Here is a 15,747-nt window from a genome sequence, read left to right as displayed (position 1 = left end):
CATGGATCTCGTCGAAGACAAGCCGGAGTCGATCGTGACGCCCGGCAAGATCTCGATCTATCAACCCGATCAGCAAGGTCTGATTTTTCCTGAACTGCCGGCTTTCCATAACGCGGCGGAACAGCGTCAGCATTTGAAGGAACGGCTCGTCGGCGCATGCCGCGCATTCGCGCAGCAGGGTTTCGACTACGGCTTTGCCGGTCATCTGACGGTACGTGATCCGGAGAATCCGTCGCTGTACTGGACCAATCCGATGGCGATTCATTTCTCGCAGGTGAAGGTGTCGAACCTGATCTGCGCAGATCATCAGGGCAACGTCGTCGAAGGCAAACATGCAGTCAATCGCGCGGGCTTCGTGCTGCACGCTGCGGTGCATGAGATGCATCAGGACATCGTCGCGATGTGCCATGCGCACACGGTGTACGGGACCGCGTTCGCATCGCTCGGCAAGGCACTCGATCCGATCACGCAGGACGCGGCCGCCTTCTACGAAGACCACGTCGTGATCGGCGACGAGGCCGGCAAGGTGGCCGTCGAGGTGAAGGGCGGCAACAAGGTTGCGAATGCGTTTGCGGGCGTGAAGGCAGCGATTCACCAAAATCACGGACTGTTGACCGCGAGCCGCCACAGCATCGATTCGGCGGCGTTCTGGTTCATCGCGCTGGAGCGCTGCTGCCAGCAGCAGTTGATGGTCGAAGCCACCGGCATTACGCCGAAGCTCGTCACGCCGGAACGCGCGCGCTATAGCCGCGAACACGTGGGCAGCGAGTACATCGGCTGGTTGCACTTCCAGACTATCTGGAACGAACTCGTAGCGACGCAACCCGATATGTTCGACTGAGCATCCCCACGCTCTTGCGAAGCCGCGGAGCGGCTCGCAAGACCACACCGCACGGCGACCGAAAGAGCGTACGACACGCCGCGGTCGCCGGCCATAAGGAACACCAGGAGACAACACCATGAGTTCCCACAGAACGGTCGCGAGCGTTGACTGCGACGAACCGTCCACCTACGCAAAACTGATGTGGCGGCTACTGCCTTTTCTGTTTCTCTGCTACCTGTGCGCCTATCTCGACCGGATCAACCTCGCGTTCGCGAAGCTGCAGATGCTGAAGGATCTCGGCTTTAGCGAAGCCGTGTACGGGCTAGGCGCCAGCGCGTTTTTCGTCGGCTATCTGCTCTTCGAGATTCCTAGCAACCTGATCCTGCTGCGCGTCGGCGCACGGCGCTGGATCGCGCGGATCATGGTCACGTGGGGCATCATTTCCGCCGGCATGATGTTCGTCACGACGCCGACGAGCTTCTACGTCATGCGGTTTTTGCTCGGCGTCGCAGAGGCCGGCTTCATTCCGGCGATCCTGCTGTACCTGACCTACTGGTTTCCTGCGTCGCGACGCTCGAAGGTGACCGCGCTGTTTCTCACTGGCATTCCGATGTCGGGCGTCGTGGGCGGTCCGCTGTCGGGCTGGCTGATGACGCATCTCGGCGGCGTGCATGGCCTCGCCGGCTGGCAATGGCTGTTTGTGCTCGAAGGCATTCCGACCGCAGTGCTCGGCGTTGCCGCATTCCTGCTGCTCGATGATCGCGTCGCCGACGCCAACTGGCTAAACGACGCGCAGAAGCAGATGGTCGAGCGCAATCTGCGCAGCGAAACGCCTGCGCACATGATGCATTCGATCAAGGACGGTCTGCTCAATCCGAAGATCCTGCTGCTGAGCGCGATCTACTTCTTCTACACGATGGGTCTTTACGGTGTGAGCTTCTGGATGCCGACGCTGATCAAGGCAAGCGGTGTGAAGGACACGCTCGACATCGGCCTGCTCACGGCGATTCCGTATGCAGCGGCGGTCGTCGCGATGCTGGTGGTGAGCCACAGTTCGGACCGGACAGGCGAACGGCGCTGGCACCTCGCGTTGCCGGGTCTGATGGGCGCGGCGGGGCTCTATCTGAGCGTCGTCTTCGCACACTCGACGACCATCGCGATGATCGCGCTGACTGTCGGCACGATGGGCGTGATGACGACAATCTCGCAGTTCTGGGTATTACCGCCGGCGATTCTTGGCGGTTCAGCGGCGGCGGCAGGGCTGGCGCTCGCGAACTCGGTCGGCAGTATCTCAGGGGTAGTCAGCCCGTCGGTGATCGGCTTCATTCAGGCCGCGACGGGTTCGACCGGGGCAGGTGTACTCGGGCTCGCGGTGAGTCTCGTGATCGGCGGGGCACTGGTGTTCGCGGTGCCCGCGCAACTGGTCAACAACCGGCGGGCGACTGCCGAGCCTGAAGAAAGAACGCGTCACGAACACGGCGTGGCTTGAACGGCGTAGTCGTAACGATGCAGCGTCGCGCGGATTAACTAACGCGCGGCGCTGCTTTCGTCGCCGAGCACTTCGCTGATACGTTTGACGAGATTTTCACGCGCGATCTGCGTATGACGTTCGCTGAGTTCCATCGCGAGGCGCGTGTCGCCTTCCGCGATCGCAGCGGCGATGGCCGCGTGTTCGTCCCAGATCGATTTGCGCTGCCCCGACCCCTGCAGCACCGCACCCATCACGCGACGTAGATGCACCCAGTGATTGTGCGCAGTCTGTGCAATCAGCGGATTACCCGACGCAACATAGATCGCGGAATGGAATGCGATGTCGCACTCGATCATCGCCTTGACGTCGTCGCCTTTCGACGCGCGCCGGCCGTTCGCGATCAACGTCTTGTCGAGCTTGAAGTGCTTTTCTGCCGCAAGCCGCGCGGCGAGCGAATCGAGCGAACCGCGAATCTGATACAGATGCGCGATCCAGTCCGCGTCGAGCGGCGCGACGAGCAGCCCACGCCCGGGCGCATCCAGCACGAGACCATCCTTCTTCAACATCCGCAGCGCCTGTAAAACCGGCGAACGCGACACCGCCAGCTGTTCGGCGATGTCCTCCTGCGTCAGCCGCGCGCCGGGTGCGAGCGAACCCTCGCTGATCGCATCGACCAGCACGCGATAGACCTCGTCGACATAATCGGTTCGCGCCTTGAGCCTGGCGAGCGGTGCGGTCATTTTGCGGGTTCTCTCTGGATACAGAATACCGGTAGCTTACACAACGGGCGGGAGAGGGGGCAAGGCGGGGGTGAAACCTGCGGAGACCGGGCCGTTCTTTTATCTCTTTATTCAACGCCGATAGCGGCATGCAAACTTTCGCTTGCACGCCGTTGCTCAACGCACGAACGCCCGCTATGCTCACGCGAAATCGCGCTGATCCGTCGGCGCGCTCCCCGGGGATAACTAAAACTAAACGTCGTGAAAATATTCGCCTCCATCACCTCCGCGTCGAGGTTCGCGTCATCGACGATGCGTCGTCTGTCCATCTGCTGCGTCGTCGTTGCGTTGTCGGCGTGCGATCAGTCGGGCGGCAGCAGTGCTACGCCGCTCCAGGCCGACGTCAAGGCAGCCGTTGATCGTTATCAGCTCGGCAGTGTCGAGCGATCCGATCTCGACAAGGAGAAAACGCACCGCGCACTCGTTCAGCTCGGACAGGAGCCCTGCAATCGCGATGCAATGGGGAGTCTCGGTTATGAGCTGGACGTCGCGGGTTACCGTCGGCAGGCGGCGAACGCGTTGACCCGGTTCGTCGATGCATGCGGTCGCGCCGACGGATTTCTGAGCGCAGCGCTCGAAGATCTGATGGCTGTGAGCGATTACCCGGCGGCGATCGCACTCGGCGACCGCCTGCTCGCCACCGATCCCGCGAATCCCGATTACTACTTCGCGCGCGGCAGGGCCTACGAAGGACACGGTGAGAACGACCGAGCACTCGCCGACTACATGCAGACGATCGCGTTGATCCCCGATCGCCAGTCGATTACGAGCAACCTGTTTCTCCGTGCGGCGGACATGCACGCGAAAGCCGGCCGATACTGCGACGCGATCAGCATGATCCGGATGTGGATGTCCGCCGATCCGGACCGCGCGAACAACTCGCAGGCAAAGAACATCATCGCGAAGTATGCGACGCATCAGAGCTGTCCCGCGACCTACGCATCGGGTGACGACAGCTTCGTCCGGCAGTCGGGCGGTACGATTCGCGTCAAGGCGAGCATCAACGGGGTTGAAGGGAATTTCATCGTCGACACGGGCGCGACCTATGTGACGCTGACGCGCGGGTTCGCGAAACGTGCGCACGTCGAGACCGCACAGGCGACGAAGATCCGTCTGCAGACGGCTAACGGTCCGACCGAAGGGCTGCTCACGCACGCAGCGTCGGTCAAGGTGGGGCATGCGCAGGCGGCGGATGTCGCCGTGTCGGTGAACGGTCCGTCGGCACCGGCGCTGGGTGGCGGTATCGATGGGCTGTTGGGCCAATCGTTTTTGTCACGCTTCGGTATGACTGTTACGCCGACGCGCTGGGCGCTCGGCAAGGCGGTCGAATGACGGGAGACGGTGCGTCTGCTTTCGTGAATCGTTGGGCTTTCTTTCGCCAGAACGCCCGCAATTGACACCCCCGCTCAGCGACCGTTACAGTCGCTGCGCGGGGCGGTGGGTCAAGCACACGCCGGGAACAGGCAGCCGATGTTCCAGGACTACGGGGCTACCCCGTGGATGAGGTCGACTCACCGATGCATCGCAAGAGCCGGACTGCGCGCTGCGCAGGGCGGCTCTCGCAGCACCAGGCACGTTGACTCATCGTCCCGCCTTCGGTCTTTCATGAACGCATCGCTGTACGACCTCACCCACACGCTTGCCGAAGCGATGCTGGCCGGGCCGCCGGAGCCGGACGGCGTGACCGCGCGCATCGCATCCGTGCTCGGCGATTCGCCGCCGTGGGCGCGCGAGGTCGCGGTCAACGCGATCAATTCATTCGGCCCGCGTTGGGCCGATGCCACGCCACGCGATCTGTCGTTCGTCATCGCCGATACATCGGGCTTCGTCAATGCCTGGCAAAGCGATAACCCGCCCACGATCGCCCGCATCGTGCTGCGACCGCCTGAGCAAAGACCACCGCCACAAGCGCTCGCCGCACTCGATCTTCCGCAGTGGTCGACGACCCGCGATCTCGCCGACTGGCTCGGTCTCGCGATACCCGAATTCGAATGGCTCGCGGATCGCTGGCGCGTCGAACCGCGCAGCAGCGGAACGCCGTTGCATCACTACACGTATCGCACATTCGACAAGCGCGACGGTGGATGCCGTCTGATCGAAATCCCGAAGGGTCATCTACGCGAAGCGCAACGCCGCATCCTGCGTGGGCTGCTCGATCGTATTCCGCCGCATGAAGCGGCGCACGGTTTTCGCAAGGGGCGCGGCATCGTGTCGTTTGCCGAGCCGCATGTGGATTGCGATGTCGTGATCCGTTTCGATCTGGCGGACTTCTTCGTATCGATCGACGCAAAGAAGGTTCATGCGCTGTTCGCTACGCTCGGTTATCCGCTTGAAGTCGTCAGGGCGCTGACTGCGTTGTGTACGAATCGTGTGCCGTCGGCGCGGCTGCTCGCGGCGGATCTGCGCGACCGGTTGGATTGGGCGGGCCGGCAGCGTTATCGCGAGCGTCACTTGCCGCAGGGTGCGTCGACGTCGCCCGCGCTTGCCAATCTGTGTGCGTTCCGGCTCGACACGCGGCTCGCTGCACTCGCGCATTCGCTCGACGCAACGTACACGCGCTATGCCGACGATCTCGCATTCTCCGGCGGCCCCGTGCTTGCCCGGGTGGCTGAACGGCTACCGGTCCGGGTCGCATCGATCGCAATCGAAGAGGGCTTCACGCTGCAGTTGCGCAAGACACGTGTGATGCCGCGAGGCGTGCGGCAGCGGATCGTGGGCGTCGTCGTCAACCGGCATCCGAATCTCGCACGCGATCAGTTCGATGCGTTGAAGGCGACGCTGACGAACTGCGTCCGTCACGGACCGCTTTCGCAGAATCGCGATGCGCATGCGGATTTTCGCGGCTATCTGGCCGGGCGCGTCGCGCACGCGACGATGCTGAACGCGGCGCGCGGATCGAAGTTGCAGGCGATATTCGACAGGATCGTGTGGGAGGGCGTCTGAAGTAACGCCACCGCCGCACGCGGTCTGCCCCGCCGCGCACCAACGGTCAGCGTGAAACGCCCGATTGCGGGATCCGCGCCACGATGATATTTTGAATCCGCTTTGGGGTACCGCGACCTTTCCCTGCTCGCACCGACGCTCGGTATAAGCGTTGGGCTGGCAAGGTACGCGTATGCTCACCGCTCAAGCCGCATGGCTCATTCTCGCTGCAAGCGTCATAGCCGAATCACTCGGAACCGCAGCGCTCACACTTTCCTCCGGCTTTACCCGTTTGCTTCCTTCCGCATTGACGATCGCGTGCTACACGACGGCTGTCTGGCTGATGGCGCTCGCGACCAAACGAATCGAGATCGGCATGGCTTACGCGGCGTGGGCTGGCGCTAGTGCAGTGCTGACGGCATTGATCGGCGTCGTGTGGTTCGGCGAAGGATTGGGTGCGATCAAGGCCGTTGGATTGTGCACGGCGATTGTCGGGATTGTTCTGCTGAATCTGAGCGGCGGTGGTTCATAACGCGGCTCGCGACGCAACGCATTGCCCAAACGAACATGCGTTGCATCGCGAGCGCGATCCCGCGAAGTGACGCTACGCTACGGTTAGACTGCTCTGGCCGCTTCCTCAATAAACGCCGCGACCTCAACCGGTTTCGACGCAAGCGAAGCATGACTAGCTGCAAGCGTGATCACTTTTTTCGCGTTGAGGCGGTCTGACATCCTGGCCTGATTCTCGGGCGCAATCATCCGGTCTTCACTGGAAATCTGATACCACGACGGCTTGTTCCTCCATGCCGGCGCGCTGATCGTGTCGCCGAACGTGCTGGCGAGCGGGGCCTTTTGCGTCACGCCCATCACGAGGCCTTCGTCGGCGGTCAGGTCCTGGCAGAAGCTTTCGTGGAATTTCTCGGGCTTGACCCACAGGTAGCCGTCGCTGTCGGGGGCGAGATTTGCGGCTGCGGCGGGCAGGTGCTGCTGCGTGATACCGCCGGGGCTTTCGCCTTCATCGGGGGCAAACGCCGCGATGTAGACGAGGCCCACCACGTTCGGCTGGTTGCCGGCCTGCGTGATGACAGCGCCGCCATACGAGTGACCGACCAGCAGCACCGGACCGCTCTGCTGCGCAATCATCTTTCGGGTGCGCTCGGCATCGTCGGCAAGCGACGTGAGCGGGATCTCGACCGCGCGGATCGATTCGAAACCCCGTCGCGCCAACTCGGGAATGACCCTGCTCCAATGCGCTGCGCCGCCCCAGAACCCATGTACCAGAATGATCGTCGGATTGCCTGACATGATTGCTCCTTTGAGGTTGGGTACCGCGCGCCCATCATACTGCGCGCGGTATGTCGTACCGGAGGAATCGGAGCAGCGAACAATCGAGTTACGTCATCGTCGCAATCGCTTCGAATAGCGCGAGGTTCAGGTGCTTGAGATAGTTGTCGGTCGGTTGGGGCTGCGACGAGAATTTGACGATGACTGTCTCGCGCAACGGATCGACGTAGAGCCACTGTCCATGGATACCGATCGCAAAGCACGCGCCGCTCGCGTTGCCGACCTGATACCACTTGTTCGAATATTTGCCGTTCGGCAACCAGTCCGCAAAACTGCCGCGTCGCCAGGCATCGGCGTCGCCGCCGGACACGGTCTCTTTCATCCAGTCAGCCGACACGAGTCTGCGTCCATCGACGACCCCGCCCAGACGCACCATCTCGCCGACGCGCGCGAGATCGCGCGCGGTCATGCACAGGCCACCGCCCGAACGCGCGGTGCCCACGAGGTCGACGGTCACGCAGCCGTCGTGCCGCAGCCCCAGCGGTTGCCATAGACGCGTCACCGCGAAGTCCGCATAACGTTCGCCCGACGCACGCTCGATCAGCAGACCGAGCACGTCCGAGTTCGGCGAGCAGTAGTGGAACGGACCGCCGTGTTCGCTCGCGCCTTTGCGCAGCGAAGCGATGAACCCGATCACCGTTTCCTCAGGCACGCCGTCGAGCCGCGGATCCAGCAAACCGGCACGTCGATAGCGAGCAAAATCGCCCATCGGATCGAGATAGTCCTCGTTGAATGCAAGACTGGTACGCATGTCCAGCACATGCCGTACGCGGGCATCGCCGAACGCCGACTCCGCGAGTTCCGGCACGTACTGCACGACGGGCGCGTCCGGATCGAGCAGACCGTCGCCGACAAGCATCCCCGCAAGCAGTCCCGCAATCGACTTGCTGGCCGAGAACAGGATGTGCCGGCTTTGCAGCGTGAAGTTCGGCGCATGAAAATCGGCGACGAAGCGGCCGGTGCGCATCACGGTGAGCGCATCGGTGTGTGTCTGCCGCAGCGTCGCCGCGATGGTGCGGCGTTCACCGTCATGCACGAATTCGTGTGCGGTCAACGCGTCCGCATCGACCTTGGGCTCTTCGATAAGACCCGGTGTCGCAGCGATACGCGCAGTCGGAATCAATTCGTGCACGTGACGAAACGCCCACACATTCCACGGCGCATCGCGCCAGTTACCGAGCCGGACATTGTCCCGGCGAAAACCGTAGTCGCGTTCGAAGCGTGAAGAAATCATGGCGGCTGCAAACTCCCGTGGAAAGCGATCGCGCTGAATCGCAAGCGCATCAATGAACGTGCTGCAGGAACTCGCGGAAGCGTTCGCCCGGCGGCGTCGACAGCATCTCGACGGGCTTGCCGTCGTGCACCACGCGGCCCGCTTCCATGAACAGCAGACGGGAACCCACGCGCTTCGCAAAGCCCATCTCGTGCGTGACGACGACCATCGTCATGCCTTCGCCGGCCAGCGTCTGCATTACTTTGAGCACTTCCTGACGCAGCTCCGGATCGAGCGCCGATGTCGGTTCGTCGAACAGCATCAGTTTCGGTTGCACGGCAAGCGCTCGCGCGATCGCGACGCGTTGCTGCTGACCGCCCGACAGCTGCGACGGGTAGTGATTCATCCGCTCGGCCAGGCCGACTTTCTGCAGCAGCGCGGCGGCGATGTCGCGCGCCTCCGAACGCGAACGGCCACGCGCACGGATCGGTCCGAACATCACGTTCTGCATCGCGGTGAGATTAGGAAACAGATTGAACTGCTGAAACACCATGCCGGCTTCGAGCCGGATGCGCCGGATGTCGCGCGCGGAACCGAGCACGCTGATGTCGTCGACGCGCAGGTCGCCGCCGCTGATCGTCTCGAGTCCGTTGATGCAGCGTAGCAGCGTCGATTTGCCGGACCCGGACGGCCCGACGATCACCGCGACTTCTCCGCGTTCGATCGACAGATCGAGCGGATGCAGCACGACGTGCGGGCCGAAATGCTTCGACACCTGCTGAAATTCGATCATGCTCATGGCAGGCGCGTTCTCCGTTCGAGCACGCGCAGACCCAGCGCGAGCAGGCTGATCACAATCAGATAGATGACCGCGACGGCGGTCCAGATTTCCACTGCGCGAAAATTCTCGGCCATGATTTCCTGGCCGCGTCGTGTCAGTTCGCCGACCCCGATCACCAGAAAAATCGACGTGTCCTTCACCAGGCTGACGAACTGGTTGCCCATCGCCGGTAGCGCGCGCCGGAACGCGATCGGCGCGACGACGTGCGCGAGCACCGTGCGAAACCGTAGGCCCATCGCGAGACCGGCTTCGCGCAGTCCGTGCGGCACGGCGTCGAGCGCGCCACGAATGATCTCCGCGTTATACGCACCCGAATTGACGATCAGCGTGATGATCGCCGCGCTCGTCGCGCTGATGCGCAGGTTCATCATGATCGGCATCGCGAAGTAGACGAACATCACCTGCACGACGATCGGCGTGCCGCGAATCAACGCGACATAGATCTGCGCCGGGATGACGGCGATCCGGCCGCCGTAGGTCAGCGTCACGCCGGTGAGGATGCCTAGCGCGACGCCGCCGCCCAGCCCGGCCAGTGCGATCAGCAGCGTGAGCCGCAGACCTTGCAGCAGGTCCGGCAGCGCAGCAAAGACGGCTGCCCAGTCGAAACTCACGACGCTTCCTCGCCGAACCATTTGCGGTTGAGCGCCTTCAGACGTCCGTCGGCTTTCATCGCGGCGAGCTGAACGTTCGCGGCGGCGACGAGCGGGCTGCCTTTCTGAAAACCGATACCGACGTCGCGGCCTTCAAGCGGCGGCTGCACGACGCGCACCTTGCCCTTGCCGGCCGTGTTCGCGTAATAGAGCAGCGCCGGCTTGTCGTAGACGACCGCGTCGGTGCGCCCGGCCTGCAGCGCGAGCAGCGCGTTGTTGATGCTCGGCAACTGTTCGAGCTTCGCGTCCTTGATGTGGTCCTTGATGTAGTCGACGGCGATCGTGCCGGTCTCGGTGCCGATCACCTTGCCCGCGAGATCGGCGGGCGCATGGATCGTCGTGTTGTCGCTGCGGGTCACCGCGATCAGGCCGCTCTTGTAGTACGGATCGGAGAAATCGATCACCTGTTGACGCTCGGGCTTGATGAAGAGCTGCGAGACGACGACGTCGAGGTTGTGCGTCTGCAGCGCCGGGATCAGCGCGCCGAATTCCATCGGCTGCATCCGCCATTTACGGTTCATTCCCTTCGCGATCTCGTTCCAGACTTCGACGTCGAAGCCGGTGTAGACGTCGCCCTGCTTGAACGCGAATGGCGGGGCGCCGACGTTCGAGCCGACGATGAGTTCGGCATCGGCGGCCCGCACGGAGCGGGACAGGATGATCGCAGGCGCGGCAGCAAGGCCGAGTTGCAGCAGTTGACGACGGTTCATGGTTGTCTCCACGGTAAGTGATGGCGCACGGTGTTTGTTATGTCGATGCGGTGTGTTCGTCTGGACGCTGCTGCGGTGCGCGCGTCAACGCGACGACGAGTTCGATTTCGAGCAGCCCGCCGCCCGGCAGGCTCGCGACGCCGACTGCCGATCGCGCATGCCGGCCGCTGTCGCCAAAGATTTCATGGAGCAGCGCGGACGCTTCGTCCATGACCTGGCTGTGATTCGCGAAGCCCGGCACTGCGTTGACGAAGCCGCGCAGGAACAGGATGCGTTCGACGGTTGCGCTCGTAGGCAACGCCGGCATCGTCGCGACGAGCACGCTCAGTGCGCGCAGCACACAGGTTCGCGCGGCGTGCCGGATGACATCGTGCGGCGTGTCGCGATCGACCGGCCCCGCGATAACTTCATTGCCGACCCGACTGACCTGGCCGCTGATGTAAGCGATATCGTCGTGAATCACCGCGCCCACATACGCGCCGCGCGGCGACGGCGTGAGCGGCAGCGTCAGACCCAGCTGCGCAAGCCGGTTGACGATATCGGCCGAGGTCATCACGATGACGCTCCCGCCTGCGCCTCGAAGCGCACCGGGCCGCCGAGCCAGCAGCCGTTCGGTCGACCGTCGTCGAGCGGCGAGTCGACATTGAATCGCAGTGAAATCTGCGACGGACGTTTCATTGCGCGTCCCTGACAGATCGTGATGGTCCGCCCGGACGCTTCGACCATGCCGTTGGCGAGGAGCCCAAACGACAACGCGGAAGCGGCGATGCCGGTGGCCGCGTCTTCCGGATAACCCGACGCGCGCGGAAACTGCCGGGCGTCGAAGATCTGTCGATCGGCATCGGAGGTCGCGTAAGGGTAGAGGCCCGTCGAGCCGATCCGCGCACACAGCGCTTCGATTCTGTCGAAGCGCGGCTGCAGTGCGTCGAGATCGGCGGGGCTGGCGAGCGGAATCAGCGTCTTGACGCGGCTGGTCCACGCGTTCTGGATCGGCCACGGCGCGAGCTGCGCGGCCTTAATGCCGAGCACGTCGAGAATATCGTCGCGGCTTCGCTGCGCGTCGGGCAGCGGTTCGATGTGACCGGCGGGCTGCGAGATTTCGACGGCGGCGGTGTCGGACGCGGTCGTATCGATGCGCACCTCGACCCGGCCGCTGCGGGTATGGACCGTTAGCCGGTCGTGCTGCAGGCGTCCGCTTCGATGAAGCAGCCACGCCGCGCCGACGGTCGCGTGTCCGCACATCGACATTTCGTGGTTCGGCACCCAGAAGCGAAACTCGTAGTCGCAGCCGGAGCCTGGTGGGGCGGACAGCACGAAGCCGCTTTCATGGCCGTAGCGTTGCGCGACCGCCTGCATCTGCGCATCGGACATGCCGTCGGCGTCGACGACGATCGGCGCGGGGTTGCCACCGCCGGGACCGGCGGCGAAAACGCTGACGAGTTCGACGGGTTGCACTGCACGACGCTGAGACATGACCGTATGACCACCGCTGACCGGCGTATGTGTTTCTATCCGGTCAGATTACGGAGATCGACGGTCTGCCGCGCGTTCGGGCGGGCCCTAACTTTTGGCCGAACGGGCCATCGTCGTGCGCAGGTCGGACGGGGAGTGGCCGCCGAGGCGGCGCATCGCGCGCGCGAGTGCCGCGCCGCTTTCGAAGCCGACGCGAAATGCCACCTCACCGATCGGTAGATCGGTTTCGGCGAGCAGCCGGCATGCGTTCTCGTAACGCTTGCGCTGCTGGTACTCGCCGATCGACAGACCGGTGCCCGCGCGGAACAGTCGCGTGATGTGACGGCGCGAGATGCCGAAGCGTTCTTCGAGCGCATCGAGCGGGATGTCCTGATCGGCATGACCGGTCACGAACGCTTCGAGATCGGCGACGAGCGCCATGCCGTGTTCGCCCGGCGACGTGCCGGGCATCGTCTTGCCGGCGATCACCTCGCCAATGCACTGCATCAGTAACGCCGACGACAACGCATGACGGATCGTCGAACCGCCGTAGGTGCCCATGTCGTGACGCAGCGAGAGTTCCTGCAACGAGCGGATCGCGGCGGTCCGTCGGACGAGGATCGGTGTGCGCGTGCGGCGGCGGAATTCGCCGAGTGAGCCGACGCCGACGTCGAGCCGATGCAGCGCATCGGCGGTCACGTAGACGGCGACGTGCGTGTGCGTCGCGCATCCTGCCTGGGTCTGATGCGCGCGCCCCGGCGGCACGACCGCGAAACGATCCTGCGACAGCCAGGTGCCCGCGCGCCGGTCTTCATGTCGAAGCTCGACGGCGCCGTGGCTCGGCAGGATGAACATCAGACAGTCGTGCCAGTGCCACGGCATCGCATAGGTGCCGCCGCTGGTGAGCGTCGCGTGTCCGTCGTCGGCGGCGACTAGCCGATCCTTGTTGGCCGGCTGGCAGAGGTCGATGAACGATCTGAGCATGGCGGTACTCCCATGCGGTGGAAAAGGATGTCGTGCCGATGGCGGGGCCGGCCGGGTTGCCGGTGCCGATGCAGCACGAACGGAATGCACCGAGGATAGCAGCGCAAAAAAACGGCGGGGGCTTCAGTCCTTCAGGTCTGCTCGACAGCCACGGGCTCCGGCGTCACCGCTTCGCGATAACCGAGCCGCGCAGAAATCGCGAGCCCCGACTGCTTGAGCAATTCGATGTAGTGCGACTTCGTGTCGGCGCCGCAGCGCATCGTCGGAAACGAAATCGACAGGCCGGCGATCACGCGACCGAAGCGGTCGAACACCGGCACCGCGAGACATTGCAGACCTTCTTCCTGTTCCTCGTTGTCTTCGCCGTAGCCCTGGTTGCGCACGCGCGGCAGGATGCTCAGTACGGCTTCGGCGGACACGAGCGTCTTCTGCGTCGAGCGGCGCAGTTCGATGTGCGACAGCACCTCGCGTGCATCGGCGGGATCCATCCACGCGAGCAGCACCTTGCCGATCGCCGTGCTGTGCAGCGGATTGCGGCGGCCGATCCGCGACTGCATCCGCAGTCCGTAATCGGCGTCGATCTTGTGGATATAGATGATGCCGTCGTCGTCGAAGGCGCCGAGGTGAATCGCTTCGCGCGTGGCCTGCGCGATCTGGCGCATCTCGACGTCGGCCTCGCGCACGAGGTCCACGCTCTCGAGCGCCTTCGCGCCGAGTTCGAACAGCCGGATAGTGAGGCGGTAGCGTTCGGTCTCGGCTTCCTGCACGACGTAGCCGAGCACCTTCAGTGTCTGCAGCACGCGATGCACGGTGGTCTTCGACATGCCGAGTCGTTGCGACAACTCGCTGATGCCGATCTCGCCGCTGTCGCCGACCGCACCCAGGATCGCGAAGACCCGGCCGATCGACGAAGCCGATTCGCCTTTGTCGTTGCCGTCGGTGCGTTCCACGATGGCGTCGTCCCTGCGATGCCCGCCGATTGTCGTCATTGTCGTCATTCCCTGTCGTTACTCGATGCCTGATGCCCAGCGGCATCGCGCACACCGGGTGCCGCACGATCTTCCGGACGGGCCCACCCGTCGCTAGTAGTCGTGCGGATTTTAAATCTGGAACATTGATCCGAAAATATTGTACCGCCAAACCAGAGCCGGAAAGGGTTTCGCGTATTCCTCGGGTAAACGACGATCCGTTTGCATTTAAATAAATGGAACGGCGTTCCTGAACCGATGCTATATTGCGCCAAAAGAGGAGTCGTCTGACGACGGACGCGATATTACTCCCGGTAGATGCCGGGTAACTGGACGCCAAGTCCACGGAGGAGACATGAAGCTAAAGAAGGCCATCGACCGCATTCCTGGCGGGCTGATGCTGGTGCCGTTGCTGCTGGGTGCCTGTGTTCATACGTTCGCGCCCGGCGCGGGGAAATACTTCGGATCGTTCACGAACGGTCTGATCGCCGGCACGGTGCCGATTCTCGCGGTGTGGTTCTTCTGCATGGGCGCGACGATCGATCTGCGCGCAACCGGCGTGGTGTTGCGCAAATCGGGCACGCTGCTCGTGACGAAGATGATCGTCGCGTGGATCGCGACGATCATCGCGTCGCACTTCATACCGATCGACGGGGTCAAGGCGGGGCTGTTCGCGGGCCTCTCGGTGCTCGCGATCACGACGTCGATGGACATGACGAATGGAGGTCTCTACGCGGCCGTGATGCAGCAGTACGGCACGAAGGAAGAGGCGGGCGCGTTCGTGCTGATGTCGGTGGAATCGGGGCCGCTCATCAGCATGATCATTCTCGGCGCGACCGGCGTGGCGTTCTTCGAGCCGCGGCTGTTCGTCGGCGCGGTGCTGCCGTTCCTGATCGGCTTCGCGCTCGGCAATATCGACGAGGACATGCGCGAGCTGTTCGGCCGCTGCGTGCATCCGCTGATTCCGTTTTTCGGCTTCGCGCTGGGTAACGGCATCGATCTGAACGTGATCCTGACGAGTGGTATCCCGGGCCTCATACTCGGCCTCTCGGTGATCGTCATCACAGGCGTTCCGCTGATTCTCGTGGACCGCTGGATCGGTCGCGGCAACGGTGCGGCGGGTCTCGCGGCATCGTCGACGGCGGGTGCTGCGGTGGCGAATCCGGCGATCATCGGCGAGATGATTCCGCGCTTCAAACCGCTGGTGCCGGCCGCAACGGCGATGGTCGCAACGGCCTGTCTTGTGACCGCGATTCTCGTGCCGATTCTCACCGCGTTGTGGGTGAAGCGGCATCATGCCCGTCACGGGACGACGCCGAATCTCAATGCGTCGAACCTGCAACCGCAGCCGCTCGGCGAACGGGACGTGCACGTCTGACACAGCCAGGGAGCGACCTCTTCGCGTGCGACGAGGCGCTCCACGGTTGTCGCATCACTTCTTAACGACCACCCGCGTCTGACCGTCGACGGGCCCTGTGATTGAAGCAGGTGCCCGGTCCCGTCACGTCCTTATCTTTCGTGTTTCTGGTTTCAACGTGCGTCCCCGCTTCGCTTAAGGCGTACGACGTCACATGTCATCGGGTGCATCGG

The 15,747-nt window shown here is 63.5% G+C and carries 16 protein-coding genes; 6 read left to right on the top strand and 10 right to left on the bottom strand.

All coding sequences use genetic code 11. The features are described 5' to 3' along the window. Position 1 precedes the first annotated feature (1 nt). Both E1748_RS02310 and E1748_RS02305 read left to right on the top strand, forming a co-directional pair. A complete protein-coding gene (locus tag E1748_RS02310) occupies positions 2-841 on the top strand; it encodes a class II aldolase/adducin family protein (protein WP_420819313.1) in 840 nt (279 codons plus the stop codon). Positions 842-959: 118 nt separating this feature from the next. Next, on the top strand, positions 960-2,312 hold the full coding sequence (locus E1748_RS02305; protein ID WP_133645530.1) for an MFS transporter: 1,353 nt from the start codon (positions 960-962) through the stop codon (positions 2,310-2,312). 38 nt (positions 2,313-2,350) lie between these two features. Here the strand turns inward: E1748_RS02305 and E1748_RS02300 are convergent, their stop codons facing one another. Further along, positions 2,351-3,034, bottom strand: coding sequence for a GntR family transcriptional regulator (locus tag E1748_RS02300; protein ID WP_133645529.1), 684 nt, complete (start codon positions 3,032-3,034; stop codon positions 2,351-2,353). A gap of 291 nt (positions 3,035-3,325) precedes the next feature. Here E1748_RS02300 and E1748_RS02295 point away from each other — a divergent pair, with 291 nt between their 5' ends. The 3 genes from E1748_RS02295 to E1748_RS02285 all read left to right on the top strand — a co-directional run bounded on the left by E1748_RS02295 (position 3,326) and on the right by E1748_RS02285 (position 6,527). Further along, positions 3,326-4,405: a retroviral-like aspartic protease family protein gene (locus E1748_RS02295; protein ID WP_133645528.1), complete on the top strand. Its 1,080-nt coding sequence runs from the start codon at positions 3,326-3,328 to the stop codon at positions 4,403-4,405. Between the two features lie 273 nt (positions 4,406-4,678). Next, complete coding sequence (locus E1748_RS02290; RefSeq protein ID WP_133645527.1) at positions 4,679-6,016, top strand: reverse transcriptase family protein; 1,338 nt, start codon at positions 4,679-4,681, stop codon at positions 6,014-6,016. Between the two features lie 172 nt (positions 6,017-6,188). Next, positions 6,189-6,527 (top strand): DMT family transporter, encoded by a 339-nt coding sequence (locus E1748_RS02285; protein WP_133645526.1) that lies wholly within the window; start codon positions 6,189-6,191, stop codon positions 6,525-6,527. A gap of 83 nt (positions 6,528-6,610) precedes the next feature. Here the strand turns inward: E1748_RS02285 and E1748_RS02280 are convergent, their stop codons facing one another. From E1748_RS02280 to kdgR, 9 genes are all read right to left on the bottom strand, one after another. After that, positions 6,611-7,300 (bottom strand): alpha/beta hydrolase, encoded by a 690-nt coding sequence (locus tag E1748_RS02280; protein WP_133645525.1) that lies wholly within the window; start codon positions 7,298-7,300, stop codon positions 6,611-6,613. Positions 7,301-7,388: 88 nt separating this feature from the next. Next, entirely contained in the window at positions 7,389-8,573 is a 1,185-nt protein-coding gene (locus E1748_RS02275) for a serine hydrolase domain-containing protein (RefSeq protein ID WP_133645524.1), read from the bottom strand. A gap of 49 nt (positions 8,574-8,622) precedes the next feature. After that, the gene (gene glnQ / locus E1748_RS02270) at positions 8,623-9,351 is read right to left on the bottom strand and encodes a glutamine ABC transporter ATP-binding protein GlnQ (RefSeq protein ID WP_133645523.1); all 729 of its coding nucleotides are present in this window, start codon (positions 9,349-9,351) and stop codon (positions 8,623-8,625) included. Beyond that, entirely contained in the window at positions 9,348-10,004 is a 657-nt protein-coding gene (locus E1748_RS02265; protein WP_133645522.1) for an ABC transporter permease subunit, read from the bottom strand. The genes glnQ and E1748_RS02265 overlap by 4 nt, the downstream gene beginning before the upstream one ends. Next, positions 10,001-10,753, bottom strand: a complete 753-nt coding sequence (locus tag E1748_RS02260) for a transporter substrate-binding domain-containing protein (protein WP_133645521.1) — start codon at positions 10,751-10,753, stop codon at positions 10,001-10,003. The genes E1748_RS02265 and E1748_RS02260 overlap by 4 nt, the downstream gene beginning before the upstream one ends. 37 nt (positions 10,754-10,790) lie before the next feature. Then, positions 10,791-11,306: a RidA family protein gene (locus E1748_RS02255; protein WP_133647199.1), complete on the bottom strand. Its 516-nt coding sequence runs from the start codon at positions 11,304-11,306 to the stop codon at positions 10,791-10,793. Continuing rightward, positions 11,306-12,226, bottom strand: coding sequence for a PhzF family phenazine biosynthesis protein (locus E1748_RS02250; protein ID WP_133645520.1), 921 nt, complete (start codon positions 12,224-12,226; stop codon positions 11,306-11,308). The genes E1748_RS02255 and E1748_RS02250 overlap by 1 nt, the downstream gene beginning before the upstream one ends. Before the next feature lie 87 nt (positions 12,227-12,313). Next, positions 12,314-13,189, bottom strand: a complete 876-nt coding sequence (locus E1748_RS02245; RefSeq protein WP_133645519.1) for an AraC family transcriptional regulator — start codon at positions 13,187-13,189, stop codon at positions 12,314-12,316. 131 nt (positions 13,190-13,320) lie between these two features. Beyond that, a complete protein-coding gene (gene kdgR / locus E1748_RS02240; protein ID WP_133645518.1) occupies positions 13,321-14,178 on the bottom strand; it encodes a DNA-binding transcriptional regulator KdgR in 858 nt (285 codons plus the stop codon). A gap of 334 nt (positions 14,179-14,512) precedes the next feature. Between kdgR and kdgT the strand changes: the two genes are divergently transcribed. Next, positions 14,513-15,535 carry a 2-keto-3-deoxygluconate transporter gene (gene kdgT, locus E1748_RS02235; protein ID WP_240766257.1) on the top strand — a complete coding sequence of 341 codons (1,023 nt, stop codon included), beginning with the start codon at positions 14,513-14,515 and terminating at the stop codon, positions 15,533-15,535. Positions 15,536-15,747: the final 212 nt, after the last annotated feature.

Origin of the sequence: Paraburkholderia flava, from assembly GCF_004359985.1 — a bacterium.
Lineage (GTDB): Bacteria > Pseudomonadota > Gammaproteobacteria > Burkholderiales > Burkholderiaceae > Paraburkholderia > Paraburkholderia flava.
This window is presented reverse-complemented; position numbering and strand designations above follow the sequence as displayed.

Bases quoted from the DNA above. Each gene is read 5' to 3' on its own strand.
- E1748_RS02280 (WP_133645525.1), bottom strand. From the start codon at position 7,300: ATGTCAGGCAATCCGACGATCATTCTGGTACATGGGTTCTGGGGCGGC.
- E1748_RS02285 (WP_133645526.1), top strand. From the start codon at position 6,189: ATGCTCACCGCTCAAGCCGCATGGCTCATTCTCGCTGCAAGCGTCATA.
- E1748_RS02300 (WP_133645529.1), bottom strand. From the start codon at position 3,034: ATGACCGCACCGCTCGCCAGGCTCAAGGCGCGAACCGATTATGTCGAC.
- E1748_RS02275 (WP_133645524.1), bottom strand. From the start codon at position 8,573: ATGATTTCTTCACGCTTCGAACGCGACTACGGTTTTCGCCGGGACAAT.
- E1748_RS02295 (WP_133645528.1), top strand. From the start codon at position 3,326: ATGCGTCGTCTGTCCATCTGCTGCGTCGTCGTTGCGTTGTCGGCGTGC.
- kdgT (WP_240766257.1), top strand. From the start codon at position 14,513: ATGAAGCTAAAGAAGGCCATCGACCGCATTCCTGGCGGGCTGATGCTG.
- E1748_RS02245 (WP_133645519.1), bottom strand. From the start codon at position 13,189: ATGCTCAGATCGTTCATCGACCTCTGCCAGCCGGCCAACAAGGATCGG.
- E1748_RS02290 (WP_133645527.1), top strand. From the start codon at position 4,679: ATGAACGCATCGCTGTACGACCTCACCCACACGCTTGCCGAAGCGATG.
- glnQ (WP_133645523.1), bottom strand. From the start codon at position 9,351: ATGAGCATGATCGAATTTCAGCAGGTGTCGAAGCATTTCGGCCCGCAC.
- E1748_RS02255 (WP_133647199.1), bottom strand. From the start codon at position 11,306: ATGACCTCGGCCGATATCGTCAACCGGCTTGCGCAGCTGGGTCTGACG.
- E1748_RS02260 (WP_133645521.1), bottom strand. From the start codon at position 10,753: ATGAACCGTCGTCAACTGCTGCAACTCGGCCTTGCTGCCGCGCCTGCG.
- E1748_RS02305 (WP_133645530.1), top strand. From the start codon at position 960: ATGAGTTCCCACAGAACGGTCGCGAGCGTTGACTGCGACGAACCGTCC.
- E1748_RS02250 (WP_133645520.1), bottom strand. From the start codon at position 12,226: ATGTCTCAGCGTCGTGCAGTGCAACCCGTCGAACTCGTCAGCGTTTTC.
- E1748_RS02310 (WP_420819313.1), top strand. From the start codon at position 2: ATGGATCTCGTCGAAGACAAGCCGGAGTCGATCGTGACGCCCGGCAAG.
- kdgR (WP_133645518.1), bottom strand. From the start codon at position 14,178: ATGACGACAATCGGCGGGCATCGCAGGGACGACGCCATCGTGGAACGC.